Below are 24,304 nucleotides of genomic sequence, written 5' to 3'. Positions count from 1 at the left end.
CGCCCTCGTCGGGGCGCGCGGCGGCATGGATTCGGAAACGATCGATTATACGGGATCGGGGCCGGCTTCCGGGCAAAGCGGCGGAAAGCGGCTCGGCCCTCCCGCCGGCCCGGGTGGGCCACTCGCGCAGCCGATTCGCCGTAAGATGCTCGGCATGCCAACCGGCCCTGCCCGACAAGGCGAGCCATGAAAGGAGACGATTCGACGATGGGTGCCCTGAGCCATATCCGCGTGCTGGACCTCACCCGCGTGCTCGCGGGCCCGTGGTGCGCGCAGACGCTTGCCGATTTCGGCGCGGACGTGATCAAGGTCGAGCGCCCGGGCGCCGGCGACGACACGCGCCACTGGGGGCCGCCGTACCTGAAGGACCCAGACGGCGCGGATACCGCCGAGGCCGCGTACTACCTCGCGGCGAACCGCAACAAGCGCTCGGTGACGGTCGACATCGCGACGCCCGAAGGCCAGCAGATCGTGCGCGAGCTCGCCGCGCAGAGCGACGTCGTGCTCGAGAACTACAAGGTCGGCCAGTTGAAGAAATACGGGCTCGATTACGACTCGCTGCGCGCGGTGAAGCCCGACCTCGTCTACTGCTCGGTCACCGGCTTCGGCCAGACCGGCCCGTACGCGCACCGCGCGGGCTACGACTTCATCATCCAGGGGATCGGCGGCTTCATGAGCATCACCGGCGAGCGCGACGGCGAGCCGGGCGGCGGCCCGCAGAAGGCCGGCGTCGCGATCGCCGACCTCGCGACCGGCCTCTATTCGACGATCGCGGTGCTCGCCGCGCTCGCGCACCGCGACCGGACCGGCGAAGGCCAGTACATCGACATGGCGCTGCTCGACGTGCAGGTCGCGCTGCTCGCGAACATGAACACCAACTTCCTCGCGAGCGGCAAGCCGCCGGTGCGCTGGGGCAACGCGCATCCGAACATCGTGCCGTACCAGACGTTCCAGACGCGCGACGGCTGGATCATCGTCGCGGTCGGCAACGACGGGCAGTTCCGCAAGTTCGTCGAGGCCGGCGGCCGGCCCGAGCTGGCGGACGACGAGCGTTTCGCGACGAACCCGTCGCGCGTGCGCCACCGCGACACGCTGGTGCCGATCCTCGCGGAGATGGTGAAGGCGCGCGACAAGGCCGACTGGATCGGTGCGCTCGAAGCCGCCGGCGTGCCGTGCGGCCCGATCAACGATCTCGACGAGGTGTTCGACAACGAGCAGGTGGTCGCCCGCGGGATGCAGGTGTCGCTGCCGCACCCGTGCGGCGCGGACGCGAAGCTCGTGCGCAACCCGATCCGGATGAGCGCGACGCCGCCTGAAGCACGCACGGCCCCGCCGCTGCTCGGCGCGCAGACCGACGACGTGCTGCGCGACATGCTCGGCTACGACGACGCGAAGATCGCCAGGCTGCGGGCGAAACAGGCGATCTGAACGCGGCGCGTGGTGCGGGTGCGGACGGCCGGCGTGGCAGCAGCCTCAACCGCCGCCCTGCCCCGCGCGGTCAATCGAGCTGTCAATCCAACTGTCAATCGCGACGGGCGAGCGCGTCGAGCCAGCCGCGCGCATCGGGCCAGTCGCCCAGCCCGCTGTCCGCATTGATGTGGCCACGCGGGCCGATATCGTGGAATGCACTGCCCCACGCGTTCGCGCAGGTGCGGGCGAACGAGAGCGAGCCATACGGATCGTCGCTGCTGGCGACGACGCAGGTCGGAAACGGCAGCCGTTCGTATGGCACGGGCCCGAAGCCGTGCGCGTCGGTCGGAAACGCTGGACCGTCGGGATCGGGCAGCGCGACGAGCAGCGCGCCGCGCACTTTCGCGAGCGCGGCCGGGCGCGCATAGCGCGTCGCCCACCACGCGGTGGTCAGCGTACCGAGGCTGTGGCCGGCAATCAGCACCGGCTCGCGCGCGGCTTCAACCGCGCGATCGAGCGCGAGACACCAGCCGTTGCGGAACGCCCGGTCCCAGTCGGGCATCGCGACGCGCGAGAAACGTGCATCGGCACGCTCCCAGCGGCTCTGCCAGTGAAGCGGGCCCGAATTGGCGTAGCCCGGCAGGACGAGAACGGGGAATCGGCTCATGGAAAGTGCGTCGACGGGTGAAATCGTTATGGTGCGTCGGCGCAGTGTCGCACACCCGTTCCTCCCTGATGCTGCCTGTCTGATACCGGAAGGATGTGCGTGGGGTCGGGACGCGTCGAGTGCTGCGTCTCGCCCGGACGGCGAGCCGCCTGGCAGGCGGCTCGCGTCATGTCATCGGTCAGCGCACGTTCGCGCCGACGATACCGCCTGCCGCTGCGCCGGCGACCGTGCCGAGCGGGCCGCCCGTCACCAGGTAGCCGAGCGCGCCGCCCGCGGCTGCGCCGATACCGGCATTGCGCTGCGTATGCGTCATGGCGCACGCGCCGAGTTGCGACAGGGCCGCGACGATCACGGCGGTACGAACGATAAACGTGGTCTTCTTCATCATGATTTTTTTGTCCTCCCGCCGCACGGCATCCCGAACGGCGGCGTTGATTTGGTGAAGGCATCATAGGCAACGCCAAACGGCCCGGGCAATCCGATTTACGTCGTGTTACAGCCGACACAATATCGAGATAATCGGTCGAAACCCGCCCCCGCCATGCCGCAAGCCGCGCGGGACGGACCCCGGTCAGGTAGAATTACAGGATTAAACCGGCGCGACGCGCCGACACAACCCTGACGCCATCCGCATGAGCACCGAACGCAACGACGCCCCCGCGGCTTCCAATTTCATCCGCAACATCATCGACGACGACAACCGCACCGGCAAATGGGGCGGCCGCGTCGAGACGCGCTTTCCGCCCGAGCCGAACGGCTATCTGCACATCGGCCATGCCAAGAGCATTTGCCTGAACTTCAGCGTCGCGCGCGACTACGGTGGCGTGTGCCACCTGCGCTTCGACGATACGAACCCGGAAAAGGAAAGCGTCGAGTACGTCGATTCGATCGTCGACGCGGTGCGCTGGCTCGGCTTCGACTGGCGCAAGGACGCGGTCGATCACCAGTACTTCGCGAGCGACTACTACGACAAGCTGTACGAGTTCGCCGAGCTGCTGATCCAGCGCGGCAAGGCGTATGTCGACAGCCAGAGCGCCGATGAAATGCGCGCGAACCGCGGCTCGCTGACGGAAGGCGGCAAGCCGTCGCCGTTCCGCGATCGCACGCCGGAAGAAAACCTCGACCTGTTCCGCCGCATGAAGGCCGGCGAGTTCAAGGAAGGCGAGCACGTGCTGCGCGCGAAGATCGACATGGCTTCGCCGAACATGAACATGCGCGACCCGGTGATCTACCGGATCCGCTACGCGCACCACTACCGCACCGGCGACGCATGGTGCGTGTATCCGATGTACGACTACACGCACTGCATCTCGGATGCGCTCGAAGGCATCACGCATTCGCTGTGCACGCTCGAATTCGAGGATCACCGCCCGCTGTACGACTGGGTGCTGAACGAACTCGCGGAAGCCGGCATGTTCACGCGCCCGCTGCCGCAACAGATCGAATTCTCGCGACTGAACCTCACGTACGCGATCACCAGCAAGCGCAAGCTGCTGCAGCTCGTGACCGAAGGCCACGTCGACGGCTGGGACGACCCGCGGATGCCGACGATCGTCGGCGTGCGCCGCCGCGGCTTCACGCCGGAGAGCATCCACCTGTTCTGCGAGCGGATCGGCGTGACGAAGATCGACTCGTGGATCGACATGAGCATCTTCGAAGGCGCGCTGCGCGACGACCTCGACGACAAGGCGGCACGTACCGTCGCCGTGCTCGATCCGCTGAAGCTCGTGATCGACAACTATCCGGAAGACCTCGAGGAAGCCTGCACGGCGCCCGTGCACCCGCACCACCCGGATCGCGGCGTGCGCACGTTCCCGATCTCGCGCGAGCTGTGGATCGAGCGCGAGGATTTCGTCGAGAACCCGCCGAAGGGCTATTTCCGCCTGTTCCCGGGCAACAAGGTGCGCCTGCGCTACGGCTACGTGATCGAATGCACGGGCTTCGACAAGGACGCCGACGGCAACGTGACGGCCGTGCACTGCAACTACTTCCCGGACAGCAAGTCGGGTACCGAAGGCGCGAACACGTACAAGGTCAAGGGCAACATCCACTGGGTCAGCGCGAAGCATGCGCAGCCGGCCGAAGTGCGGATCTACGACCGCCTGTTCAAGGAACCGCATCCGGACGCGGGCGGCGCGAACTTCCTCGAGGCGCTGAATCCCGATTCGAAGAAGATCGTGCAGGCATACATCGAACCGGGCAACGACGACGTCGCGCCGGAAACGCGCCTGCAGTTCGAGCGCCACGGCTACTTTGTTGCAGACCGTGTCGATTCGAAGCCGGGCAAGCCGGTGTTCAACCGGATCGTCGGGCTGCGCGACAGCTGGGGCAAGCCGGCCTGACGGCATGCTTCACGCGCGGCACGCGGCTTCGCAAGCCGTCGTCGCGTGACCATAAAAAACCGGCCCCAGGGCCGGTTTTTTGTTGCGTGCTTCGAAGCGAAGCCGGGACATGGAGCCGCCCAGGCCGCCGCGCTCGTTCACTCACCCGTCAACCGCCGACGCAGATCCGCGAGCGACAGCTTCGTGCGAAACAGCCGCGCGAGGCTGCGGCTTGCATACGCGTCGATGTCGCCGGGTGTGGTCCAGCGATACGCATCCATCTCGGGAATCATCGAGCCGTCGCGACGGCTCGGAAACAGCGACGTGCACGTGCACTGCGCGGGATCGATCTCGCCTTCGGCCACCTGCACCGCGAACAGGTGCAGGTCCTTGTCGTGCCGGTACGCGAAGCGGCCGAGATCGAGCAAGCGCGCCGGCGAGAACGCGATGCCGGTTTCCTCGAGCAGTTCACGCAGCGCCGCGTCGGCCGGCGTCTCGCCCGGCTCGCCCTGCCCTTTCGGGATGTCCCAGTGCGTGGTATCCGTCGCGTGCGCGAGGAACACGCGGCCGGCTCCATCGAGGATCACGACGCCGCACGACACCGTGCGCGGCGCGCCGCCCCGCTTCATCACGCGCGTGCTCAGCGCTTCTGCAGTTGCCACTTGCCCGCGGCCGTCTTGCAGTAGACGGGCTTGAGCGTCATCGTCTGGCCCTTCGCGGTGATTTCGGTGGCGACTTCACGGCAGGTCTTGCCGTCCGTCTCGGTCGTGCTCGGCGTGAGCTTCGCATCGATCTGCGTGCCGCGGCCGCTGCTCTGCCACGTCGTGGTTTCGCCGTCCTTGCCTTCGTCGCGCACCTGCACGACCGCCTTCGAGAGCGACGCGCGGTCGGTCTTGGTGAAATAGCTGATCGGCGTGTCGTTCAGGAAGTTCAGGTTGTTCTGCGCATGGGCGGGCAGCATCGCGGCTGCGCACGCGGCGCCGGCCAGCACACGCGTGACGACGGAAAGGGATGCACGCATCGACATGTTTTTTCTCCTTGGATGTTCGATCGAACGGCGCGGTGCATGCCGGCGAACCGGCCCGCACACTGCGCCTGTCAGCGAGCGAGGATAGCATGCGTGCTGTAATGAATGCCTCTACGGCTTGGCCGGCGCGGCCGTTTGCTGATATCCGTCAGTCAGCGTGCCCAGGAACGCGATCACGTCCTTGATCTCGGCCGCGTTCAGCGCCGGCTGGTCGCCGCGCTTGCGGTCGAACGGCGGCTCGCGGTTGATGTTCGGCCAGTAGCGCTTCGGCAAATCGTCGTAGATCTGCACCTTGCCGTGCACGACCGGATAGAACTTCTCCGGATGGATGTCGCGCTCGACGTAGAAGCGCATCACGTCCTCCAGCGTGTGATACACGCCGTTGTGGAAGAACGTCTTGCGCAGCGCGACGTTGCGCAGCGACGGCGTGCGGAACAACCCGCAGAATTCGTCGCGCCCCTTCAGGTCGGTGCGCTCGGGGCCGCAGGCGCCGAGATCGTAGAAGCGCGGGTCGCGATTGACGGGCAGCGCGCGGTTGCGCGGCACCGCGACCGCGATCAGCCCGAAATCGCTGAACTGCGGCGGGCCGCCTTCGAGCGTGCGCTGGCTGATGTGGCAGCTCGCGCAGTTGCCCTTCTTCTCGTCGTTGAACAGCTGCAGCCCGCGCAACTCCGCGGGCGTGAGCTGCGCATGGCCGGCCAGATACGCGTCGTATTTGCTCGTGTACGGATCGAACAGCGCCGGCTGCTGCTGGAATGCGTCGAGCGCGCGCAGCACCGCATTGAACGTCGCCTGGTCGTCGCCGAGCACCTGATCGCCGAACGCCTTGCGGAACGCATCGGCATACGGTGCGGCGCGAACCGCCTTCGCGACCCGCGCGGGCGAGCTGCTCATCTCGAACGGCGACGTGAGCGGAATGCGCGCCTGCGCGTCGCGCGTGTCGACGCGACCATCCCAGGTCAGCCCGCCGGTCGGACCCGCGTCGATGCTTTCGTCCCCTTCGTCCGGCGAATCGTGGAAGTGCTCGCTGAACGGCGGGATGCCGCGCAGGTACTTCAGCGACGGCACCGCGCGAAAGCCCGTGCGGTGCATGTCGTCGCCGCCGAGCTGTACCGACAGCGCGTTCGGCGGCCCGAACGCATGCTCGGCGCTATGGCACGACGCGCATGCGAGCTTGCCGGAGCCCGACAGCGAAGGATCGAAGAATAGCTGCTTGCCGAGCGCCGTCATCTGCTTGACGCCCTCGAATACCTGCGCGCGCGTCTGCGGCTGGCTGGCCGGCGCGACCGCGGGAGCGGCCGGGGCGGCCTGAGCCGCCGGTACGACGGACGCGGCCGATGCAGTCGTGCCGGGCTGCGCATCGCAACCGGCGAGCGCCGCGAGCGCGCCGACCACCGCGAGCGTCGCCGCGGCCGGTATCAGCGATCGCGCGGACGCGAAGGTTTTCAGAAGGGTGTGCATCGTCATTGTTCTGGTAGCGGTGGACAATCGGCCGGAGCTTATGTCAGTTCCGTGACCGTTGCATGACGTTCAACCGACAGTCAATTGAAAGCGTCCCTACACCCGGCTGTCAAATCGGTTCCAGATAATGCGCGCAGCCGGGCGGTACCGCGAGGTTCGTGCGCCGGCCCTCCCGCCACCCGGTTCCCACACGCGACCAACGACGAATGAGAGAGAACATCGCATGAAGAAGCACGCCTGGATTCGCTATACGCCGATCGCCCTCGCGGCCGCGCTCAGCCTGACCGCCTGCGGCGGCGACGACGTCACGCAACAGGGCCTGTCGGCCGTCAAGAACGTTGTCGTGATCTACGCGGAAAACCGCAGCTTCGACAACCTGTATGGCAACTTCCCCGGCGCGAACGGCCTGCAGAACGCAACGGCCGCGAACTCGGTGCAAAAGGATCGCGACGGCTCGACGATGGCGACGCTGCCGAAGATCTGGGGCGGCCTGACCGCGACCGGCATCACGCCGGCGGTGACCGAGGCGATGACGGCGAACCTGCCGAACACGCCGTTCGCGATCGACGATCCGAAAGGCTTCAACCAGTCGATGAGCATCGCGACGCGCGACATCGTGCACCGCTTCTACCAGGACCAGATGCAGATCAACGGCGGCAAGAACGACATGTACGCCGCATGGACCGACGCGGGCGGCCTGACGATGGGCCACTACACGGCCGATCCGTCGAAGCTGCCACTGTGGAAGATCGCGCAGCAGTACGTGCTGGCCGACAACTTCTTCATGGGCGCGTTCGGCGGTTCGTTCCTGAACCACCAGTACCTGATCTGCGCGTGCGCGCCGTTCTATGCGAACGCGGACAAGAGCCCGGCGGCCGGCAAGATCGCAGTCCTGAACGCCGACGGCAAGTCGCTGAAGGTCGCCACGAACTCGCCGGCCTCCGCGCTGAGCGGGCCGCCGAAGTTCGTCAACGACGGCGCGCTGACGCCGGACTTCTACGGCGTCAACACGATGCAGCCGGCATACCAGCCGAGCGGCAACAAGGCGGCCACGGGCGGCGATCCGCTGCTCGCCGACCCGGCCAATCCGTCGACGATGCCGCCGCAGACGGCGACCAACATCGGCGACCTGATGACCAATGCGGGCGTGTCGTGGGCATGGTACGGCGGCGCGTGGGGCCAGGCGCTGCAGGCGAGCCAGAACGGCACGTCGAACGTGATCTACGGTGCCGATCTGTCGACGCCGAACTTCCAGCCGCACCACCAGCCGTTCAACTACTTCGCGAACCAGGCGCCGGGCACCGCGAGCCGCGCGCAGCACCTGCTCGACGGCGGCGCGAACGGCGCCGAGTTCATCAAGGCGATCGACGCGGGTACGCTGCCGCAGGTCGCGTTCTACAAGCCGCAAGGCAACCTGAACGAGCACCCGGGCTACACGGACGTCACCTCCGGCGACCAGCACATCGCCGACGTGATCGCGCACCTGCAGGCGAGCCCGCAGTGGAAGAACATGGTCGTGGTCGTCACGTACGACGAAAACGGCGGCTTCTGGGATCATGCCGCGCCGCCGACCGCCGACCGCTGGGGCCCCGGCACCCGCATTCCGGCGCTGATCGTGTCGCCGTACGCGAAGAAAGGCTTCGTGGACCACACGCAGTACGACACCGGGTCGATCCTGCGCTTCATCACGCGCCGCTTCTCGCTGCCGCGCCTCGCGGGCCTGCAACAGCGCGACGACGCGCTGAAGGCCAACGGCGGGCAGCCGATGGGCGACCTGACGAACGCGCTGCAACTGTCGCCGAACCTGTAACGGGTTGGCGGCACTGCAATGAACCGGCCGGCGCGATGCCGGCCACCCCATGACACAGGGCGGCTCCGGCCGCCCTGTGTCATGGCGCAAACGCAAACGTCAGCACGTGCGCGCCGCATCACCCGCCGCGCTGCAGCCCAACGCCATCGAGTGCGATGGCCAGGATCATCGCGCGCGCATTTGGCGGCGTCGGTCGTCCGCTCGGGCGGAACACGTCGTCCCCGCACGCGATCCGCGCGCCCGACAGCACGCAGACACCGGCTTGCCGCGCGCGCCCGGGTTTCCAGTGCTGCTCGCCGAAATGCGCACGCCCCGGCTCGACCCAGCGCACGACCAGCAACTGCGCCGAGCGCTCGAGCACCTGTACGTGCGGGCGAACCGTCGACACGCGCGGACGGTCGAGCGCCGCCGCCAGGATCATCGCTTTCGATTCGAACGGCGCCCGCCCGCGCGGGCTGAACACGGCGTCGCCGCAGACGATCTTCTCGCCGGACAGCGCGCAGTGGCCCGAGCGAAGCGCACGCCCCGGCGCCCAGCGTTGTTCCGCGCCGCCCGGCGCGAGCCAGCGCACGATCAGCATCTCGTCCGAATACGCGAGCACCTGCACACGCGCATTCATCCGGCACCACGCATCGGGCAACGCTTCACCGGCGGACGCGCCGCGGCGCGCGTGCTACCACCCATACTTCAGCTCGACGCCGACATAGTCGGCGTTGTGCCCGCCCGCCTGGCGGATCGCATCTCCGACCTGGAAATGCACGGCCTCGATCGCACCGATCAGGTTCGCGGCAATCGTCCAGTCCGCCCGCAGCTGCACGTACATCCCGGTCCACAACCCGCCCTTGCCCGCCGTGCCCGGCACCGGGATGTTCGGCTGCTGATAGACGGCGTCGCCGGTCGTCTCGCGCCACTGGAAGCCGAGCGCACCGAGCAGCGACAGGTTCGCCGACGGCTTCAGCGTCACGGACGGCTTCACGTGAATCAGGTTCGCGTAACTCGTATAGCCGGCCAGCGTGAAGTAATAGCCGTTCGGAAACAGCGGGTTGAAGGTGCTCACACGGCCGTCGTGCGGATGCCGGTCGCCCGACGCCGCGTCGACCTGCAGCGCGATGCGCGGCGACCACGGCGCATCGAGCTTGTAGCCGGCGATCGAACCGACGGCCCACGCCCCGATCGTCGCGTTGCCGACCGTGCCGGTCTGCAGCATCGTTTCGAGATCCCAGTCGAAGCGCCCCAGTGTGCCCGTGTAGCGCACGTCCCACACGTCGCGATGCTCGGGACCGCTCGCATCGAGGAACCGCGCGTTGTTGCGGTTGTAGCGCGACCAATAGCCGGACAGGTCGCCCGGCCCGACCGACTGCCGCTCGAAGCGCACGCCGCTGAACGTGAGATCGCGATTCGACACGTCGTCGAAATCGGACGCGTTGCGGTTCTGCACCGGCTGCGTCGCATAGCCGATGAAGCGCCACTTCTGGTACTCGTAAACGGCCCAGACCGCATCGAACGCCTGCCGTACGTTCGGGCCGTCGCGCGTGGCGATGAAACGCTGCAAGTCGAACGCCATCTCCTGGCGGCCGACGCGGAACTTGAACGTGCCGCCGCCGAGTGCGCCCGTGTAGGTCGCGAACGCCTGCTCGAGATCGAGCGGGTTCTTGTCGACCGGCGACACCGTGTTCTTGCCGAACGCGCGGGCGTCCTGCAACTGCACGAAAAACTGCCAGTGCTGGCCGAGATGCGCATCGGCATGCACTTCGATGCGCTGGATCAGGTACGTATCCGATTGCGCGGAGCCGATCCCGAACAGCGGCGCATCATTGGTCTCGAGACGCTCGCGCACGTTCACGCCGAGCGATAGATAGGAGGCCGGATCGTTGCCGAGCGGCATGTATTTCAGGCCGTCGAGCGGCGCGCGCGGCACGCACGGATTCGCGAGCACCGACCAGTCTTCCTGCCAGCGGTTGAACAGCACCACGGGGCGCTTGGCCGTGCAGGTCGATGCGGCAGCGGCGGTTGTCGTTGCCGATGTCGTTGGCGTGGCCGATGACGCGGCCGGCGCCGGTTCCTGCACCGGCGTGGAAGCCGGCGTCGATGCCGCCGCCGTTTGCGCGCATGCTGCGTCGGCGCCCGCGAACAGCAGCCCCGCGACGATCGACACGCGCGCGGCTCGTACTGCGTGCTGGTGGTGATGTCTCCTCCCTCCCCGCTCGATCATGCGCGCTCCTGTGTGGTCGTACCCGCCATTTGTGCCGCGCACAGCGCAAGCGTCGCGAGCGCGCCGACCGGCGCGAGCAGCGCGAGGAACCCGACAAAGCGAAACCCGAGCGCGCCGCATGCGGCGCCGAGCGCGAACGCGACGATCGCCGGCAGCATCTTGCCGAAGCGCGCCCGCGCCGCCGCGCGCGCGGCATCGGCGGTGCCAGCGGACAGCATGTCGACCGCGTCGAGAATCGCCTGTGTGACGTTACCGGTCATCACCGTGTTCGGCACGCCGCCGGCGCGCGCAATCACGCGCGGATGCGCGTTCTGCACGCCCATCGCGAACGTGCCGACGATGCCGGCCACGAGCGCCGGCAAGCTGTCGGGCTGCGTGACGGGCGTCGCCCACACGCCGGCTGCACAGAAGCCGAGCAGCAGCACGGCCTGCACCGCATGCAGCGCGCGCGTGCCCTGCCAGGCGGGCCGCCCGGACATCGACCGCGCGATCAGGCTGCTCGCGATCACGCCGCACACGAACGCGGGAAACACGCTGAGCTTCAGCACGACGCCCTGGCCGAAGCCCGCGATGCCCGCGCCGATCAGCACGAAGTTGCCCGTCACGTGCGCGGTGAACAGCCCGAACAGCGCGACGAAGCTCAGCGTGTCGACGAAGCCGGCCACCGCGGCAAGGATCGTGTCCTCGTGCTTCATCGCGCCGCGCTCGCATGGATCTCGGCGACGTAGCCGCCCGGGAACTGCACGAGCGCCGCGTCACGGCCGTCCGACGTGAACGGCGGCACAAGCACGGTCACCCCCGCGGCCTGCGCCTTCTTCAGCGTCGCGGCGAGATCGGCGACTTCATAGCCTGTCATTTCATGCCCGTACGGATACGGCAGGTGGCCGTCGGTCACGAGCACAGTCATCTTGCCGAAGCCCGATTCGATTCGAATGCGGCGATACGTGTCGTTCGGCCGGCCGATCTCGGTGCCCGGCGCCTTGAGGGTGTCGGATACCACCTTGCCATTCGAGAACTTGACGAAATCGTGAACCAGCTTGTGCACGCTTTCCGGCGACACGTACACGCGGTTCTCGGGCACCGTCTCCAGCGCGTCGTAATGCGGCGCTTCGGTATGCCAATAGAGTTGCATGTTCAGCCCGCCGGTCCAGCGGATGATCGCGTCGCGGCCGATCGGATCGGGGAACGTGTCGACGATCACGTCCGCGCCGTGTGCGCGCGCCGTCTTCATCGCGACGTCCATGTCGGTGACGAGATAACCGGTGCGCTCCGCGCAGAACGGATACGGGATCGGCGTCTTGAAGCCGAACACCGACACCGTGCCGACCGGCGTGAGCACGAGCTGCGACATCGTCTGGCTCGGCGTCGGCGTGACCTGGAACACGCCCTGCTTCGACTTCTTGCCGCCGAACGTCGCGACGAAGCTGTCGGTGAAGCGGTCGAAGTCTTCCGGCGCCACGCACACGTGCGTCGTGTCGTACTGCGGCCCGACGGCCAGCACCGGCACCGGCGGCGTCGGAACCGGCGGTTTCGCGAACGTCGCCGGCGCCGCGACGCAGCCGGCCGCGATCGTCAGCGCGCACAGTGCGGATCGAATGGTCATCATGATCAGGTTTCCTTGTTGTGTCATCGAATGGTGCAACCGGTCACGCGCGGCCGTCGCCGTCCGCGCGCTTCGCATCGGCGAGCAGCGTCGCGAGCACGAGTGCGGCGATCAGCCCGAGATGCTCGAAAAAGCTGTTGAGTGCCATGAAATGCTCGGCGCCCGTGCGGTTCCAGAAATCGTTGGCCACCGCCATCGCGACCAGCGTCAGCATACCGAGGCTGCCCGCGCCGAGCCACGTAAAGCGACCCAGCACGATGCACAGCGAGCCGGCGATCTCGACCGCGATCGCGAACGCCGCCCATAGCGTGGCCGGCTGCAGCCCGAAATGCGCCTGCTCCGCGACCGCGCCATTGAAGTCCAGCGCCTTCGCGACGCCGCCGATCAGGTACGCGGACACCAGCGCCAGCCGCGCGAGCGGCAGGACCCACGGCTGCGCGAGCAGCGCGCGGACCCACGCCGGATTGCCGGTGCCGGTGTGATGGGTCGGGGTCGCCATGTCAGACCGCCCAGCACGAACAGCCGAACGCGCCCCAGAACCCCTTTGCGTCCGACGTCGGCAACGCGCGGCTCCACGCGTTCGCGTGTGCATGGCCGTGCAGGCCGCACGCGCTTGCGCAACCGCACTGCGCGGCGGCCGCCGCGGCGCGCTGCAGCGGCGCGCCGTTGCTCTGCGTCGCGCCCCAGCCACCGTAGCCGCCGTACTCGCGCACCGGCGACCAGTCCGGCATCGCGGGCGGAATCGGCGCGTCGTGCGACGCGAACGGACCCGCCCCCCACACGATCCGGCCGCCGACCACCGTCAGCAATGCAGTCGTATCGACGATATCGTCCTCCGCGCACGTGAAGAAATCGCGATCGGGGACCATCAGGTCGGCGAGTTGCCCGACCGCGATGCGTCCTTTGCGGCCGACTTCGTTCGAGAACCACGTCACGTACTCGGTCCACATGCGCAGCGCGGTCTCGCGATCGAGCAGGTTGCGCTGCGGGTACATCCGCATCCCGCCGACCGTCTTGCCCGTCACGAGCCACGCGAGCGACACCCACGGGTTGTACGACGCCACCCGCGTCGCGTCGGTGCCGGCCGACACCTTGAGCCCCTTCTCGAGCATCTTCGCGACGGGCGGCGTCGCCTCCGCGGCTTGCGCGCCGTAGCGCTCGACGAAGTATTCGCCCTGGTACGCCATCCGGTGCTGCACCGCAATGCCGCCGCCGAGCGCGGCGATGCGGTCCATCGAGCGTTCCGAGATCGTTTCGGCGTGGTCGAAGAACCAGTTCAGTCCGTCGAGCGGGATATCCTCGTTGACCTTCTCGAACACGTCGAGCGCACGGCTGATCGTTTCGTCGTAGGTCGCATGCATGCGCCACGGCCAGCGGTTCTGCGCGAGCACGCGCACGACGCCTTCGAGATCGTCTTCCATCTGCGCCGGCAGGTCCGGGCGCGCGACGCGGAAATCCTCGAAATCGGCCGCCGAAAACACCAGCATCTCGCCCGCGCCGTTGTGGCGGAAGTAGTCGGTGCCGTCGTGGTACTTGACGCTCTTCGTCCAGTTCACGAAGTCTTCCTTCTCCGCATTCGGCTTCTGCGTGAACAGGTTGTACGCGATGCGGATCGTCATCTCGCCCGCGTCGTGCAGCTTGCGGATCACCTCGTAATCGTCGGGATAATTCTGCGACCCGCCGCCTGCGTCGATCACGCCCGTCACGCCAAGGCGATTGAGTTCGCGCATGAAATGGCGCGTCGAGTTGTACTGATACTCGAACGGCAGCTTCGGGCCTTTTGCGAGCGTCGCGTAGAGGATCGTCGCGTTCGGGTTCGCGAGCAGCAGGCCGGTCGGGTTGCCCGCGGCGTCGCGCAGGATCGTGCCGCCCGGCGGCTCGGGCGTGTCCTTCGTGTAGCCCACCACGCGCAGCGCGGCCGCGTTCAGCAGCGCGCGGTCGTACAGGTGCAGGATGAACACGGGCGTATCGGGCGCGACCGCATTGAGTTCGTCGATCGTCGGCAGGCGCTTCTCGACGAACTGGTGTTCGGTGAAGCCGCCGACCACGCGCACCCATTGCGGCGCAGGCGTGATCGCGACCTGCTGCTTCAGCATTTCCATCGCGACCGCGAGCGAACGCACGCCATCCCAGCGCAGCTCGAGGTTGTAGTTCAGGCCGCCGCGAATCACGTGCGTGTGGTTGTCGATCAGGCCCGGCAGCACGCTGCGGCAATCGAGATCGACGACTTTCGTCGCGCGGCCCGCGAGCGGCACGATGTCGGCATCGGAGCCGACCGCGACGAAGCGGCCGTCCTTGATCGCCACGGCGGTGGCGACGGGGTTCGCACGATCGAGCGTCGTGATGCGCCCGTTGTGCAGGATGAGATCGGGTTGAGTAGCGGTTGCGCTCATGAAGTGTCCTCGATGCGGTCAGAAGCCGAGCCAGTGACGGACCGGCGCGATGGCCTGGGCGCCGATCAGCATGCCGGCCAGGCCGACCAGCGCGATCAGCGGCGGTGCCGGCGAACGCACCTTGATCACGCTGTACACGACGCCGATCAGCACGCCGGCGCCCAACGAAAGTAGATAAGATTCCATAACGATTTTTTCTCCCGGCCGGATTAGAATCACCTGCATCGCACGCCCGCTTTCGCGGTGCGCTGCATCCGTTCCGCTTCCCTGCCATTCATCCCGACCATGCAATACCTTCCTGATCTCGAAGCCTGGGCCATCTTTGCGCGCGTCGCGGAGACGGGCTCGTTCGCGAAAGCCGCCGACCTGCTCGGCGTATCGCAGCCGACGGTGTCGAAGGCCATTGCGCGCCTCGAAAAACGCCTCGGCGCGATGCTGCTGTACCGCACGTCGCGCAAGCTGTCGCTCACGCCGACCGGCGAACTGCTGCGCGATCGCGCGATCCGCCTGCTCGCCGATGCGGAACTGATCGAGAGCGAAGCGTCCGCACAGGCGCTCGAACCGCACGGCCTGGTGCGCGTGAATGCGCCGATGTCGTTCGGGGTGCGTCACCTGTCGCCGGTGCTGCCCGCGTTTCTCGAACGCTATCCGCGCGTCGACATCGACCTCGTGCTCACCGATCACATCGTCGACATCGTGTCCGGCGGCTTCGACGTCGCGATCCGCATCGCCGAGCTGAGCGATTCGTCGCTGCGCTCGCGCCGGCTGTGCGCGGTGCGCCGGCCGCTCGTCGCGTCGCCCGCGTACCTCGACCGGCGCGGCCGCCCCGCGCACCCGCGCGACCTCGAACAGCACGTGTGCCTCACCTACACGAACCTGCCGACACCCGAACACTGGCGCTTCCGCCACGCGGCATCGGGCGACGAGGTCGGCGTATCCGTGCACGGCCGCATTCGCACCAACAACGCGGACGTGATCGTCCCCGCGCTCATCGCCGGTCATGGCCTCGCGCTGCAGCCCGAGTTCCTGGTGTGGGACGCGATGCAGCGCGGCGAGCTCGAGGAAGTGATGGCCGACTGGAAGATCGCTGACATCAACGTCAACCTCGTCACGCCGCCGGGCATGCTGCGCGCCGCGCGCGTGACGGTGCTGCTCGACTTCCTCGCGGAGCACTTCGCGCGCGCGCCGTGGGCGCTGCCTGCAGCCTGAGCGGGCGACGGCCGGCGACAGCAGATCGCCGCGGCCGGCCGTTGCCGCGATCGTGGCCGGTGTCCGTTACTTCGCCGGTACTGCCGCGAGCGACTCGTGCGGCGTTGCGGTGCGTTGCGCGGCCTTGTGAACCATCGTGTACGCGTAGTCGACGCCCATCCCGTACGCACCCGAGTGCTCCTTCGCGATCGCCATCACCGCGTCGTAGCTGTCGCGGCGCGCCCAGTCGCGCTGCCATTCGAGCAGCACCTGCTGCCACGTGACGGGCACGACACCGGCCTGCACCATCCGCTGCATCGCGAAGTCGTGCGCGGCCTGCGACGTGCCGCCCGATGCGTCGGCCACCATGTAGATCTCGTAATCGCCTTCGAGCATCGCGCACAGTGCGAACGTGGTATTGCAGACTTCCGTCCAGAGACCCGACACGACCACCTTCTTGCGGCCATTCGCGGCCAGCGCGTCGCGCACCTTCTGGTCGTCCCACGAGTTCATCGACGTGCGTTCGAGCGTCTTCTGGTTCGGGAACACGTCGAGCAGCTCGGGGAAGGTATGGCCGGAGAAGGCCTCGGTCTCGACCGTCGTGATGGTGGTCGGCACGTTGAACGCCTTGGCGGCCTTCGCGAGCCCGACGACGTTGTTCTTCAGCGTCTGGCGATCGATCGACTGCACGCCGAACGCCATTTGCGGCTGCTGGTCGATGAAGATCAGCTGGCTGTTCTGCGGCGTCAGTACTTCAAGTTTCGGATTGCTCATGGCGCAAGGTGTCCTGTAAACGAAAAAAGGGGGGCCTGCCTCGACCGTCTGAACGGGAGGAGCCGGAGGTACGTCAGCTCCGGATCGTCGTCCGGGCCGAAACATTTAAGCCGCAAACGCGCGGCGCGAACACCCAAGGAACGGAATCGATCCGATTCCTGAATCGATGCCTGTTCGGGGCTGCCCGCCCTTTTATTCTTCACGCAAACCCGATACGCTTTCGAAATCTTGACGGCGCGCCCCGCGCCGCTCGTCTGCCATCACGGGACGCCCGCCATGAAACCGTATTTCCTGTCGCTGCTTGCCGGCATCCTCGCCGGTGTCATCTACGGCGCGCTCGGCGTGAACTCGCCGGCGCCGCCGATCATCGCGCTCACCGGCCTGCTCGGCATGCTGGCCGGCGAACAGATCCTGCCCGTCGCGCGCCGGATGCTTTCCGGACACCGGCTGAACACCGCTTGGCGCGATGCACAATGCAGCCAGCACATGTTCGGCGCACTGCCCGGCGGCACCACGAACGATCGCAAGCCGTCGTGACGCAATCGTTCATCACCGGCCACGCATGACCAACGTCGAACTGTTTCATTACCTGCTGCTGTTGATCTGCGGGGCCGGCGCACTCACGTGGCTCGCCGAACGGATTTCGATTCCGCCGGCCGTCGTGCTGCTGCTCGGCGGCTGCGCGGTCGCGGTCGCCGGCAAGCGCGTGCCCGACATGGACCCGGCGCTGCTGCTCGCGGCCGTGCTGCCGCCGCTGCTGATGTCGAGCGGGTTCTACACCGCGTGGAAGGAATTCCGGCAGGAGCTTGCATCGATCGCATCGCTCGCGCTCGGCGCCGTGGTGTTCACGACCGTCGCGGTCGCGCTCGCCGTGCATGCGGTGAACCCGGCGCTGCCATGGGCCGCCTGCTTCACGCTCGGCGCGATCGTGTCGCCGCCCGATGCGGTCGCCGCGAAGGCGATCCTGCAGCGCCACCCGCTGCCCGCGCGGCTCGTCGCGGTGCTCGAAGGCGAAAGCCTCGTCAACGATGCGTCGGGCCTGCTGCTGTACCAGATGGCCGTGTCGGCCGCGCTCGCCGTGTCGATCACGGCCGCGAGCGCCACCGGCCTGTTCTTCTCGCTCACGCTGATCGGCATCGCGGTCGGTCTCGCGTGCGGCCATGCGATGAGCTGGGTGCTGCCGCGCCTGCGCGACCCGATGCTCGGCATCGTCGTGACCTTCGCGATGGCGTGGGGCAGCTACGGGATCGCGGAAGCCGTCGACGGCTCGGGCGTGCTGTCGGTCGTCACCTGCGGCCTCGTGCTCGGCGTGCGCCAGCATCGCGTGTTCGACGCCGACATGCGGATCAAGGCGAAGGCGACCTGGGAAGCGATCGTGTTCGTGCTCGACGCGCTCGTGTTCATCCTGATCGGCCTCGCGCTGCACGCGATCCTCGCGCGCGTGAACCACGAAGGCGCGGTGCTGATGGCCGGCCTGCGCGTCGCGCTGCCCGCCACCGCCGCCGCGATCGCCGCGCGCATCGTCTGGGTGTTCGTCGCGATGTGGCTGCCGGGCCGCCTGCGCGCGCCGCGCGCCGGCCACGCACCGTGGTCGTGGCGTGAAGCCGTCGTACTCGGCTGGTCGGGCATGCGCGGCGTCGTGAGCCTCGCGGCCGCGATCGCGCTGCCCGCCAATTTCCCCGGCCGCGACCTGATCCTGTTCAGCACGTTCCTGCTGATCATCGCCACGCTCGTCGTGCAGGGCGGCACGCTCGCGCCGCTGATCCGCGTGCTGAAGCTGCGCCCGGCCGCGCGGCACACGATGTCCGAGCATGCGGTGCGCGCGCATGCGTTCGGCGCGGCGCTCGCCGAACTCGACGCGCTCGAGCAGCGCGGGTCGACCCTCGAGCGGCCGTCGCTCGACCGCCTGCTCGCCGAATACCGGAATCGCGTCACCTTCAACGAACGCGCGCATCGCCACGGCGCCGAACCGGCCAACGTACGGGCGCGCATGCTGCGCGTCGAGCTCGAACTCGTCGGCGTGTCGCGCCGCGCGCTGCTCGACCTGCATCGCGACGGCAAGGTCGACGACGCCGTGCTGCACCGGATCGAATCGGAACTCGATTTCGAGGAACTGCGGCTGCAGCGGCTGCTCGAACCGTGACGCCCGGCCCATCTGCCGGACCTCCCCCTTTTTCACATGGAACTGCAATGAGCGAACTGTCCGTCGAAGCGAGCATCGGCTCCGTCGATTACCTCGTCCACTTCAGCGATGGCGTCCACCAGTGGCGCGCCGACGAACCGGCCTCGCTCGGCGGCGGCGATGCGGCGCCCACGCCCGTCGCGCTGCTGCTGTCGAGCCTCGGCGCGTGCACCGCGATCACGCTGAAGATGTATGCGCAGCGCAAGGGCTGGCCGCTCACCGAAGTGCACGTGAAGCTCGCGCACGAATCGGGCAGCGCGGGCAGCACGATCGTGCGCCGCATCACGCTGGAAGGCGACCTGTCCGGCGAACAGCGCGAACGGCTGCTGCAGATCGCGAACGCGTGCCCGGTGCACAAGATCCTCACGCATCCGATCACCATCGACACGGCGATCGCCTGACGCGCCCCGCCTCGACTACCAGATCCCCACCATGTCCACCTCGATCAAGACCCTGCTCACGCCGCGCGAAAGCGACATCGGCAACCTCGTCGTGCGCCGCGTGCTGCCCGCGCGCGCCGCCCGCCTCGTCGGCCCGTTCATCTTCTTCGACGAGATGGGGCCGGCGGTGCTGCCGGCCGGCAGCGGCATCGACGTGCTGCCGCATCCGCACATCGGCCTCGCGACCGTCACCTACCTGTTCGACGGTTCGCTGATGCACCACGACAGCCTCGGCTTCCGGCAGAAGATCGTGCCGGGCGACGTGAACTGGATGACCGCCGGCCGCGGCATCGTGCATTCGGAGCGTTCGCCCGACGAAGACCGGCCGCGCGATCAGCCGGTCCACGGGATCCAGACCTGGGTCGCGCTGCCGGTCGAGCATGAGGACACCGCGCCCGCGTTCGTCCATCACGCGGCCGACACGTTGCCGTCGTTCACGCGCGACGGGGCGAGCGTGCGCGTGATCGCGGGGACCGCGTTCGGGCTCACGTCGCCGGTCGCCGTGTTCTCGCCCACGCTCTATGCGTATGCGGAATTCGCGGCAGGCGGCACGCTGGCGCTCGATGCCGAACATGAGGAGCGCGGCGTCTACCTCGTCGACGGCGATCTCTCGATCGACGGCACGCCGCTCGCCCCCGCGACGATGGCCGTGCTCGAACCCGGCGCGACCGCGGCGCTCGCCAGCACGAACGGCGCGCGCGTGATGCTGCTCGGCGGTGCGCACCTGCCGGGCGAGCGCTTCATCGAATGGAATTTCGTATCGAGCGCGCGCGCGAAGATCGATGCGGCCCGTGCGGCGTGGGCCGATCAGACCTTCGGCAAGGTGCCGGGCGAAGAAAACGAGTGGACGCGCCAGCCGGAACGCAAGGCGCAACAAGGTAACAACGCGCAGTAAGCGGGTTCGCTCGCAGGCAGGCAACGCAACGGCCGGCACACCTGCCGGCCGTTGTGCGTTTACCGCTTCAATCCCATCAGCTTCGCAAGCGTCGGCCACCGATCGAGCGACTCGATGAACGCGCGGCGCGCCTGCTCGTCGACGTAACGCTCGGGATCGAGCGCCGGCAGGTGCCGCGCGAGGCCGAGCACGTCGTTCGGTTGCGACAGGCGATCATCGTCGCTGTCGGCGGGGAGAATTACTGTTCGTCGATCCATACGCCATCCGGAGTTTTCACCGAGTAGCCCGCGGCCGTCTGCATCGTCACCGTGCCCTCGTTCTCGCCCACCATCCGCGTGCGCGGCAGGTCGGCCGCGTACTGCGCGAGCGTCGTGCCCGGCTTGAACGGGCTGTTCGACACGAGGTTCGACAGCAGTTGCGCGAGCGCGAGGAAGCTGGTCGGCTGGTCGATCACGGTCGTCGCGCCGTGGTTGCCGGTAAAGCCGACGAGCCGCACGCCGACCGGCCCGTGCACGATGCGCGGCGTCGGGATCTCGCGCAGGCCCGCGACCTGGTACTTGTCGCCGCGCAGCGCGGCGCCGTGCTCGGGCACGAACACAATCACCGCGCGGCGGCCCGATTGCGCGATCAGGTCGGCGAGGTGATCGAAGTCGTCCATCAACTTCGTCACGCGCTGCGGATACGAGTCGATGCTCGTCAGCGAACTGCCGACGACGCGGTTGCCGTCGTGCAGGCTGATCGTGTTGTAGTACAGCGCAACCGGGCCCGGCACCGACGCGCGCTGCGCGTACCAGTTCGCGAGCGTCGCGTAGTCGCTCTTGATCTCCGAGCCGTCGAACGCGTGCATCGCGACGGGCGCGGCCGCGTTCGACACCGGCGGCGCGTCGGGCACGCCGATGTTGTCGTGGATCACCTGCAGGAAGTTGTCGAAGTGGCCGTCGTGGTTCAGCAGCGACTGCACCTTGTAGCCCGCGCTCGCCAGCTGCGAGAACAGGTAGCACTGCTGCGGCGCCGGCTTGTACAGGTCGGCGTGCGCTTCCTGCCCGCAGCTCGCGCGCAGCACGCGAATCGCGGCCGGGCCGCTGTAGCTCGCGGCCGTGCTGAAGTTATTGAACAGGTAGTCGAAGTGACTCAGCATCGGGTGATTGCGCACCTTCGCGGCATCGAGGTCGTCCCACGACAGCGAGCAGATGTGCAGCACGATCACGTCGAACTGCGCGGCCGGATCGTTGCCGAGATGGCCGAACGCGACCTGCCGCTGCGATTCCTGCGTGCGGAACGTCGCGAGCGCGGCGTTGTGATCCTCCGGCTGGCCGGCGAGCGTCGTGCCCGTCGCGGTCGCCTGCTGCGGAAGCGGTGCGACGACGCGCGCCATCAGCCCGCTGCCGGCCTGCCACAACGGCATCACGATCAGCACGGCCAGCACGAACGTCGCGACGCGCAGCCAGCGATTGACGATGAAGTAGACGATCAGCGCGCCGGCCACCGTCAGTAGCAGCACCGGCGGCAGCAGGCGCGGCAGCAGCTCCATCCAGTACTCGAAGCGGAACGTGCTCACTTCGCGCGCGGCCTCGGCGAGCCGCGCGAGCGGCGGCGCATGCATCTCGCGCGCGAGCAGCGGCACCGCGATCGCGATCGCCACGACCTGCCGGACGATGCGCCACGCGCGCCGCCGGATCGGTGCGCTCGCGGCGAGCGCCACCGCGAACGCGAGGTTCGCGAGCCAGAACGGCTGCAGGTGCCCGGTCGCGAACAGCGCGAACTTCAGGATGAAATACAGATTCCAGAACGTCATCTAACCCACTCCATGATGAGCGCCGCGTCAGTCGCGCGCCCGATCGAGTTTCGGCGCCAGCATGGCCAGCAGGCCGCGCGCCGCACCCTTCCACATCCGTACGTTGCCGTCCAGGCCGATACGCAACACTTCCTTCAACCCGCCGAGCGGCGTGTCGACCCGCTGGCCTTCGTGCCAGTCGAGCCACGCGTCCGCGCGGCCGAACGTGCATTGCACGAGCTGGCGCTCCTGTTCGAGCGTGAGTTCGTCGAAGCTCACGCCGACATGGGTCGGCGTCACGCGGCTCACGCGCACCGGGAACGGGAACGACCGGTCGCCGCGCGTCACGCACACCGTCAGCGTGTCGCCGACGGCAAGCGGGAGCCCCGGCACCGCTTCTAGGCCGAGGCCGCCGGTCGAGTAGTCGCTCGTGAAGCACGCGGCCGTCGAACCGTCGGCGAGCAGCAGCATGGCCGGCACGCGCATCGCGATCCGGTGCGTGACGCGCACCTGCTTGGTCTCGCGCGCCACGGCCAGCGCGGCGCCGAGCATCGCGAGGTTGTACACGGTCCAGCCGAGCGTGATCAGGATCGTCGATGCCTCGTCGCCCTGCTCGACCACCAGCCGCCACAGGCCGGCGAGGATCGCGAGCACGTTCATCCCGAACAGCACCAGATACGGCTTCGACGTCGACCAGTCGACGTAGCCTTCGTCGATCTTGCCGCCCTTGTCGGTCACGTTGAACTTGCCGTGCTTCGGGCTGAAGAACGCGACGGTGGTCGGCAGCGCGATGTACCACGCGAGCACCGACTCGTAGACCTCGGCCCAGAACGAATGGCGGTAGCGCCCCTGCATCCGCGAGTTCGCGACGTTCGCGAGCACGAGGTACGGGATCACGTAGCTCGCGAGCGCGAGCGCCGACGCGTTGATGAAGTACAGGTGGAAGAACAGGTACGCGAGCGGGATAGTCAGGAACACCAGCCGCGGAATCCCGTAGAAGAAATGCAGCATCGCGTTGCCGTAGCAGATCCGCTGGATGAGGCCGAGCCCGCGCCCGAGAAACGGGTTGTCGATGCGGAAGATCTGCGCCATCCCGCGCGCCCAGCGCGTGCGCTGCTTCACGTGGCCCGCGAGGCTCTCGGTCGCGAGGCCGGCCGCCTGCACGGTCGGCAGGTACGCCGACGTATAGCCGCGCCGGTGCAGCTTGAGCGCCGTGTGCGCATCCTCGGTCACGGTCTCGACCGCGACGCCGCCCACCTCTTCCAGCGCGCTGCGCTTGAGCACCGCGCACGAGCCGCAGAAGAACGTCGCGTTCCACAGGTCGTTGCCCGACTGCACGAGGCCGTAGAACAGGTTGCCTTCGTTCGGGATCTCGCGGAACGTGCCGAGGTTGCGCTCGAACGGATCGGGCGAGAAGAAATGGTGCGGCGTCTGCACGAGCGCGCACTTCGGGTCGCGCAGGAACACGCCCATCGTCGTCTGCAGGAACGAGCGCGTCGGCACGTGATCGCAGTCGAAGATCGCGATGTATTCGCCGTGCGTCTTCGGCAGCGCGCGGTTGATGTTGCCGGCCTTTGCGTGGCGGTTGTCGTCGCGCGTCACGTAGTCGATGCCGGCCTCGCGCGCGAACGCCTCGAATTCGGGGCGCTTGCCGTCGTCGAGCAGATACACGCGCAGCTTCGCGCTCGGCCAGTCGATGCTCTGCGCGGCGAAGACGGTCGGCTTCACGACCGATAGCGGCTCGTTGTAGGTCGGGATGTAGATGTCGACGGTCGGCCAGGTGTCGGGATCGTCGGGCAGCGGCACGATCGGCCGGTCGAGCGGCCACGCGGTCTGCACGAAGCCGAGCAGCAGGATCATCCACGTATAGGCTTCCGCGCCGTACAGCAGGTAGCCGGCGACGGCCTCGACGGGGCCGCGGAAATCGAGCGTCTGCGTGGTGCGCCACCACACGTAGCGCACCGTCGCGAGCAGCGCGAGCGACGCGAGCGCGAGCGTCGGCAGGTGGCCCGGCAGGCGGCGCAGCGCGAGCGCCAGCACCGCGACGATCGCGAAGAACGCGAACTGCGCGCCCGGCATCAGCGGCGACATCCCGGCCGCGGCCCACAGCAGCGCGCCGGCGATCAGCAGCAGCGGCGCGAGCCAGC

At 67.9% G+C, this 24,304-nt stretch carries 24 protein-coding genes and 1 pseudogene; 8 read left to right on the top strand and 17 right to left on the bottom strand.

Annotated elements, in window-relative coordinates; translation table 11 throughout:
• The first annotated feature begins 207 nt into the window (after positions 1–207).
• The gene (locus F3J15_RS29905) at positions 208–1,428 is read left to right on the top strand and encodes a CaiB/BaiF CoA-transferase family protein (protein ID WP_166895746.1); all 1,221 of its coding nucleotides are present in this window, start codon (positions 208–210) and stop codon (positions 1,426–1,428) included.
• Positions 1,429–1,522: 94 nt separating this feature from the next.
• On the opposite strand, the gene F3J15_RS29900 is transcribed toward F3J15_RS29905, so the two are convergent.
• Together F3J15_RS29900 and F3J15_RS29895 are read right to left on the bottom strand one after the other, a co-directional pair.
• The gene (locus tag F3J15_RS29900; protein ID WP_166895730.1) at positions 1,523–2,077 is read right to left on the bottom strand and encodes an alpha/beta hydrolase; all 555 of its coding nucleotides are present in this window, start codon (positions 2,075–2,077) and stop codon (positions 1,523–1,525) included.
• Positions 2,078–2,255: 178 nt separating this feature from the next.
• Positions 2,256–2,465: an ornithine acetyltransferase gene (locus tag F3J15_RS29895; RefSeq protein WP_011351716.1), complete on the bottom strand. Its 210-nt coding sequence runs from the start codon at positions 2,463–2,465 to the stop codon at positions 2,256–2,258.
• A 244-nt stretch (positions 2,466–2,709) separates the two neighbouring features.
• Between F3J15_RS29895 and F3J15_RS29890 the strand changes: the two genes are divergently transcribed.
• Positions 2,710–4,419 (top strand): glutamine--tRNA ligase/YqeY domain fusion protein, encoded by a 1,710-nt coding sequence (locus tag F3J15_RS29890; protein ID WP_069247742.1) that lies wholly within the window; start codon positions 2,710–2,712, stop codon positions 4,417–4,419.
• Positions 4,420–4,556: 137 nt separating this feature from the next.
• Here the strand turns inward: F3J15_RS29890 and F3J15_RS29885 are convergent, their stop codons facing one another.
• The 3 genes from F3J15_RS29885 to F3J15_RS29875 form a co-directional block, all read right to left on the bottom strand.
• Positions 4,557–5,027 carry an NUDIX hydrolase gene (locus F3J15_RS29885; RefSeq protein WP_166895744.1) on the bottom strand — a complete coding sequence of 157 codons (471 nt, stop codon included), beginning with the start codon at positions 5,025–5,027 and terminating at the stop codon, positions 4,557–4,559.
• Between the two features lie 11 nt (positions 5,028–5,038).
• Complete coding sequence (locus tag F3J15_RS29880) at positions 5,039–5,425, bottom strand: hypothetical protein (RefSeq protein WP_166895728.1); 387 nt, start codon at positions 5,423–5,425, stop codon at positions 5,039–5,041.
• Positions 5,426–5,536: 111 nt separating this feature from the next.
• A complete protein-coding gene (locus F3J15_RS29875) occupies positions 5,537–6,886 on the bottom strand; it encodes a cytochrome c peroxidase (protein ID WP_166895725.1) in 1,350 nt (449 codons plus the stop codon).
• A 223-nt stretch (positions 6,887–7,109) separates the two neighbouring features.
• On the opposite strand from F3J15_RS29875, the gene F3J15_RS29870 reads away from it, so the two are divergent.
• Positions 7,110–8,696 carry an acid phosphatase gene (locus tag F3J15_RS29870; RefSeq protein ID WP_166895723.1) on the top strand — a complete coding sequence of 529 codons (1,587 nt, stop codon included), beginning with the start codon at positions 7,110–7,112 and terminating at the stop codon, positions 8,694–8,696.
• A gap of 118 nt (positions 8,697–8,814) precedes the next feature.
• On the opposite strand, the gene F3J15_RS37910 is transcribed toward F3J15_RS29870, so the two are convergent.
• From F3J15_RS37910 to F3J15_RS29835, 8 genes and pseudogenes are all read right to left on the bottom strand, one after another.
• On the bottom strand, positions 8,815–9,117 hold the full coding sequence (locus F3J15_RS37910) for a DUF3331 domain-containing protein (protein ID WP_240159172.1): 303 nt from the start codon (positions 9,115–9,117) through the stop codon (positions 8,815–8,817).
• Positions 9,118–9,153: 36 nt separating this feature from the next.
• Positions 9,154–9,276, bottom strand: a pseudogene (locus tag F3J15_RS37905) (DUF3331 domain-containing protein); the annotation flags it as partial.
• Positions 9,277–9,369: 93 nt separating this feature from the next.
• Entirely contained in the window at positions 9,370–10,908 is a 1,539-nt protein-coding gene (locus F3J15_RS29860; RefSeq protein ID WP_166895719.1) for an alginate export family protein, read from the bottom strand.
• Positions 10,905–11,603, bottom strand: a complete 699-nt coding sequence (locus F3J15_RS29855) for a YoaK family protein (protein ID WP_166895717.1) — start codon at positions 11,601–11,603, stop codon at positions 10,905–10,907. Before F3J15_RS29855 ends, F3J15_RS29860 begins: the two co-directional genes overlap by 4 nt.
• Complete coding sequence (locus tag F3J15_RS29850; protein ID WP_166895716.1) at positions 11,600–12,514, bottom strand: VOC family protein; 915 nt, start codon at positions 12,512–12,514, stop codon at positions 11,600–11,602. Before F3J15_RS29850 ends, F3J15_RS29855 begins: the two co-directional genes overlap by 4 nt.
• A gap of 40 nt (positions 12,515–12,554) precedes the next feature.
• Complete coding sequence (locus tag F3J15_RS29845) at positions 12,555–13,010, bottom strand: DoxX family protein (protein ID WP_166895714.1); 456 nt, start codon at positions 13,008–13,010, stop codon at positions 12,555–12,557.
• 1 nt (position 13,011) lies between these two features.
• Positions 13,012–14,904: an amidohydrolase gene (locus F3J15_RS29840; RefSeq protein WP_166895711.1), complete on the bottom strand. Its 1,893-nt coding sequence runs from the start codon at positions 14,902–14,904 to the stop codon at positions 13,012–13,014.
• 18 nt (positions 14,905–14,922) lie between these two features.
• The gene (locus F3J15_RS29835) at positions 14,923–15,090 is read right to left on the bottom strand and encodes a DUF1427 family protein (RefSeq protein ID WP_043182444.1); all 168 of its coding nucleotides are present in this window, start codon (positions 15,088–15,090) and stop codon (positions 14,923–14,925) included.
• Positions 15,091–15,189: 99 nt separating this feature from the next.
• On the opposite strand from F3J15_RS29835, the gene F3J15_RS29830 reads away from it, so the two are divergent.
• Positions 15,190–16,113 (top strand): LysR family transcriptional regulator, encoded by a 924-nt coding sequence (locus tag F3J15_RS29830; RefSeq protein WP_089445414.1) that lies wholly within the window; start codon positions 15,190–15,192, stop codon positions 16,111–16,113.
• A 66-nt stretch (positions 16,114–16,179) separates the two neighbouring features.
• On the opposite strand, the gene F3J15_RS29825 is transcribed toward F3J15_RS29830, so the two are convergent.
• A complete protein-coding gene (locus F3J15_RS29825; RefSeq protein ID WP_069247732.1) occupies positions 16,180–16,866 on the bottom strand; it encodes a hydrolase in 687 nt (228 codons plus the stop codon).
• Positions 16,867–17,142: 276 nt separating this feature from the next.
• Here F3J15_RS29825 and F3J15_RS29820 point away from each other — a divergent pair, with 276 nt between their 5' ends.
• Genes F3J15_RS29820 through F3J15_RS29805 form a run of 4 tightly spaced genes read left to right on the top strand, consistent with a single transcriptional unit; the run spans position 17,143 to position 20,383 of the window.
• A complete protein-coding gene (locus tag F3J15_RS29820) occupies positions 17,143–17,403 on the top strand; it encodes a XapX domain-containing protein (RefSeq protein WP_034186741.1) in 261 nt (86 codons plus the stop codon).
• 25 nt (positions 17,404–17,428) lie between these two features.
• The gene (locus F3J15_RS29815; protein ID WP_166895709.1) at positions 17,429–19,009 is read left to right on the top strand and encodes a sodium:proton antiporter; all 1,581 of its coding nucleotides are present in this window, start codon (positions 17,429–17,431) and stop codon (positions 19,007–19,009) included.
• A gap of 47 nt (positions 19,010–19,056) precedes the next feature.
• Positions 19,057–19,449, top strand: a complete 393-nt coding sequence (locus F3J15_RS29810) for an OsmC family protein (protein ID WP_069247730.1) — start codon at positions 19,057–19,059, stop codon at positions 19,447–19,449.
• Between the two features lie 31 nt (positions 19,450–19,480).
• Positions 19,481–20,383 (top strand): pirin family protein, encoded by a 903-nt coding sequence (locus F3J15_RS29805; protein WP_166895707.1) that lies wholly within the window; start codon positions 19,481–19,483, stop codon positions 20,381–20,383.
• 59 nt (positions 20,384–20,442) lie between these two features.
• Here the strand turns inward: F3J15_RS29805 and F3J15_RS29800 are convergent, their stop codons facing one another.
• The 3 genes from F3J15_RS29800 to bcsA all read right to left on the bottom strand — a co-directional run.
• Positions 20,443–20,640, bottom strand: a complete 198-nt coding sequence (locus F3J15_RS29800; protein WP_046545421.1) for a hypothetical protein — start codon at positions 20,638–20,640, stop codon at positions 20,443–20,445.
• Positions 20,622–22,178, bottom strand: coding sequence for a cellulose biosynthesis protein BcsG (bcsG, locus tag F3J15_RS29795; protein ID WP_166895705.1), 1,557 nt, complete (start codon positions 22,176–22,178; stop codon positions 20,622–20,624). The genes F3J15_RS29800 and bcsG overlap by 19 nt, the downstream gene beginning before the upstream one ends.
• Before the next feature lie 27 nt (positions 22,179–22,205).
• Positions 22,206–24,304 (bottom strand): UDP-forming cellulose synthase catalytic subunit (gene bcsA, locus F3J15_RS29790; RefSeq protein ID WP_166895703.1); only part of this gene is annotated, 2,099 nt, incomplete at its 5' end.

Origin of the sequence: Burkholderia sp. Ap-955, from assembly GCF_011753045.1 — a bacterium.
Taxonomy (GTDB): domain Bacteria; phylum Pseudomonadota; class Gammaproteobacteria; order Burkholderiales; family Burkholderiaceae; genus Burkholderia; species Burkholderia lata_D.
This window is presented reverse-complemented; position numbering and strand designations above follow the sequence as displayed.

Bases quoted from the DNA above. Each gene is read 5' to 3' on its own strand.
- F3J15_RS29885 (WP_166895744.1), bottom strand. From the start codon at position 5,027: ATGAAGCGGGGCGGCGCGCCGCGCACGGTGTCGTGCGGCGTCGTGATC.
- F3J15_RS29900 (WP_166895730.1), bottom strand. From the start codon at position 2,077: ATGAGCCGATTCCCCGTTCTCGTCCTGCCGGGCTACGCCAATTCGGGC.
- F3J15_RS29860 (WP_166895719.1), bottom strand. From the start codon at position 10,908: ATGATCGAGCGGGGAGGGAGGAGACATCACCACCAGCACGCAGTACGA.
- F3J15_RS29820 (WP_034186741.1), top strand. From the start codon at position 17,143: ATGAAACCGTATTTCCTGTCGCTGCTTGCCGGCATCCTCGCCGGTGTC.
- F3J15_RS29905 (WP_166895746.1), top strand. From the start codon at position 208: ATGGGTGCCCTGAGCCATATCCGCGTGCTGGACCTCACCCGCGTGCTC.
- F3J15_RS29810 (WP_069247730.1), top strand. From the start codon at position 19,057: ATGAGCGAACTGTCCGTCGAAGCGAGCATCGGCTCCGTCGATTACCTC.
- F3J15_RS29840 (WP_166895711.1), bottom strand. From the start codon at position 14,904: ATGAGCGCAACCGCTACTCAACCCGATCTCATCCTGCACAACGGGCGC.
- F3J15_RS29825 (WP_069247732.1), bottom strand. From the start codon at position 16,866: ATGAGCAATCCGAAACTTGAAGTACTGACGCCGCAGAACAGCCAGCTG.
- F3J15_RS29890 (WP_069247742.1), top strand. From the start codon at position 2,710: ATGAGCACCGAACGCAACGACGCCCCCGCGGCTTCCAATTTCATCCGC.
- bcsG (WP_166895705.1), bottom strand. From the start codon at position 22,178: ATGACGTTCTGGAATCTGTATTTCATCCTGAAGTTCGCGCTGTTCGCG.
- F3J15_RS29880 (WP_166895728.1), bottom strand. From the start codon at position 5,425: ATGTCGATGCGTGCATCCCTTTCCGTCGTCACGCGTGTGCTGGCCGGC.
- F3J15_RS29845 (WP_166895714.1), bottom strand. From the start codon at position 13,010: ATGGCGACCCCGACCCATCACACCGGCACCGGCAATCCGGCGTGGGTC.
- F3J15_RS29855 (WP_166895717.1), bottom strand. From the start codon at position 11,603: ATGAAGCACGAGGACACGATCCTTGCCGCGGTGGCCGGCTTCGTCGAC.
- F3J15_RS29830 (WP_089445414.1), top strand. From the start codon at position 15,190: ATGCAATACCTTCCTGATCTCGAAGCCTGGGCCATCTTTGCGCGCGTC.
- F3J15_RS29800 (WP_046545421.1), bottom strand. From the start codon at position 20,640: ATGGATCGACGAACAGTAATTCTCCCCGCCGACAGCGACGATGATCGC.
- F3J15_RS29875 (WP_166895725.1), bottom strand. From the start codon at position 6,886: ATGCACACCCTTCTGAAAACCTTCGCGTCCGCGCGATCGCTGATACCG.
- F3J15_RS37910 (WP_240159172.1), bottom strand. From the start codon at position 9,117: ATGATCCTGGCGGCGGCGCTCGACCGTCCGCGCGTGTCGACGGTTCGC.
- F3J15_RS29805 (WP_166895707.1), top strand. From the start codon at position 19,481: ATGTCCACCTCGATCAAGACCCTGCTCACGCCGCGCGAAAGCGACATC.
- F3J15_RS29895 (WP_011351716.1), bottom strand. From the start codon at position 2,465: ATGATGAAGAAGACCACGTTTATCGTTCGTACCGCCGTGATCGTCGCG.
- F3J15_RS29850 (WP_166895716.1), bottom strand. From the start codon at position 12,514: ATGATGACCATTCGATCCGCACTGTGCGCGCTGACGATCGCGGCCGGC.
- F3J15_RS29815 (WP_166895709.1), top strand. From the start codon at position 17,429: ATGACCAACGTCGAACTGTTTCATTACCTGCTGCTGTTGATCTGCGGG.
- F3J15_RS29870 (WP_166895723.1), top strand. From the start codon at position 7,110: ATGAAGAAGCACGCCTGGATTCGCTATACGCCGATCGCCCTCGCGGCC.
- F3J15_RS29835 (WP_043182444.1), bottom strand. From the start codon at position 15,090: ATGGAATCTTATCTACTTTCGTTGGGCGCCGGCGTGCTGATCGGCGTC.